Source organism: Tepidimonas ignava, assembly GCF_004342625.1.
Lineage (GTDB): Bacteria > Pseudomonadota > Gammaproteobacteria > Burkholderiales > Burkholderiaceae_C > Tepidimonas > Tepidimonas ignava.
This window is the reverse complement of the sequence record NZ_SMAH01000029.1, coordinates 1-1774: the sequence shown is the minus strand read 5'-3', so window position 1 is coordinate 1774 and position 1774 is coordinate 1. Positions and strand designations below refer to the sequence as shown.

The window sequence follows — 1774 nt, the reverse complement described above, 5'->3', positions numbered from 1 at the left end:
CGCCGCCAACTCCCCAGCCCAGTAGTCCAAACCCGCCTGCTCCGGCGCACGGTTGAAATACCCAATGTACAGCTCTATCAGCTTCAGACGTTGGGTCGGTGTGATGGATGCCATAACAACTACCTCCTTTGGTTTGAAAAGTTTGCGCGAGATTCACGCGCCACCCTTAAAAACCCGAGTACGCGGGATCGGCCACGCACCCAGACCTATTCTTTTTTTCTCGGTTAGGCCAACATCGGACCATCGCTCCACGCAGCGATCTTGGGTGCCACGCCCACCAAGGCGTCGCTCAGCGCCGTCCAATTACCGGACGTGTCAGCAATATATTCAACGTCGCGCAGGACCGCTGCTGCCCCGCTGTTGATGATGATCGTCGCTGCGCTGGCACTGCTGTGCCGTTGTACCGTTGCGGCAGCCAACGAGGGGATGACAACGACATCGGTGCCGGCGTTACCGTACACCGCGTCCCACCCTCCTCCCAACAGGTAAACGGTATCATTACCTGCGCCCGTATCGATGATGTTGTTGGCAGCGTTGTCGCGCACCGTATCATCGCCGCCACCGAGGCGAAGGTTTTCGATCACGGTACCATACGCGACACCAAGGTTGTATTGACCATTCCATAAACGCTCGCCCGCACGTTGCACAACTTCCTGCACATACCCGGATACCCACGTGCTTAACCACGCCGGCGCAAAACCTTGCGCCTGATAATACGCCATACCCTCGTCGTAGAGTTTTTCTGCCCACGCTTCAGGCGTCATGGGAGCCACGTCAGACAAGGTGCCGGGGCGCATATCGATGCGGTTACCCCGGGTAATCACGGTGAGGTCGAGGGTGTCGGTGCCTGATGCATCACTAAGGGTGCTATATGCCCACGTAGAAGGCGAAGGAGGAGCAAGTGTGTACGTGGTATTGCCTGCGTGGTGATTTTTGTTCGCGCCGTACAACACCGTCAAAACTGCCAAGTCAGCAATACCGTAGTCACTTCGAAAGACTTGATCGTATTGAGATGTCACCTCTGTGCGACCGCCCGGTAACAGGGCCCACTGTGCCGTAGGCCACAGATCTGGAGCGCTCGTATAGCTCATGATGCTTAGCAGTTGAGAATCCAATGCCGCGGGCATGACAGGGTCGTCTTCAAATGGATGTTTAAGGCCCATGGCATGGCCAAGCTCGTGCACCAGCACGGTGGACAAATAGTTCGTCTTGTTTATGGTACCAGCCTGTTCAAAAGCAAACGCGGATTTGATTTGTAGATCACCACCCAGGCCGACATCGGGGTAATTAGCCCATCCATACGCCCAACTGTCAAGCGCACCCAGCGCTATACGAATGTCACCGTCGGAGTCCACGCCTTGCAGGTTAATGTTGATGGGCGCAAGGGCCTGTTGCATGGCGCTAAGCCAAGCCGCGCGCCACTGGGTTGGCACAGACTGCCAGCCAGCCGCAAAGTCTTCGTCGGCTGCATGGTCTGTGGGTATCACGTTAGGAAACGACACCGTGACGGTGGGTTGGCTCCACTCGTACGCCTCCGTGCCCTCTTGCGCTTCGAGCCACTGCACCTGGACACTGGCGCGGGTGAACGGCACGTTGATGTTGTTGGCGTACCGTTCACCCGCCGCGGCTGCGCTGGCGGCACCGGGGAGCGTTATGCCTGCTTCGTGAATGGCCTGCAGTGCGTCTTGGCCAGCTTTAACCTTTTCAGGCGTGACCGTGTCCACTATAACGCGCTGACCCTTGGTGATCGCATCCTGCCCACTCAGGCCCGCGC

Annotated in this window: 1 protein-coding gene; it reads right to left on the bottom strand. The window is 57.7% G+C overall.

Features of this window, described 5'->3' with window-relative positions; genetic code table 11:
• Window positions 1–224: 224 nt before the first annotated feature.
• A partial coding sequence (locus tag EDC36_RS13120; protein WP_132963717.1) for a matrixin family metalloprotease occupies window positions 225–1774 on the bottom strand: 1550 nt, incomplete at its 5' end.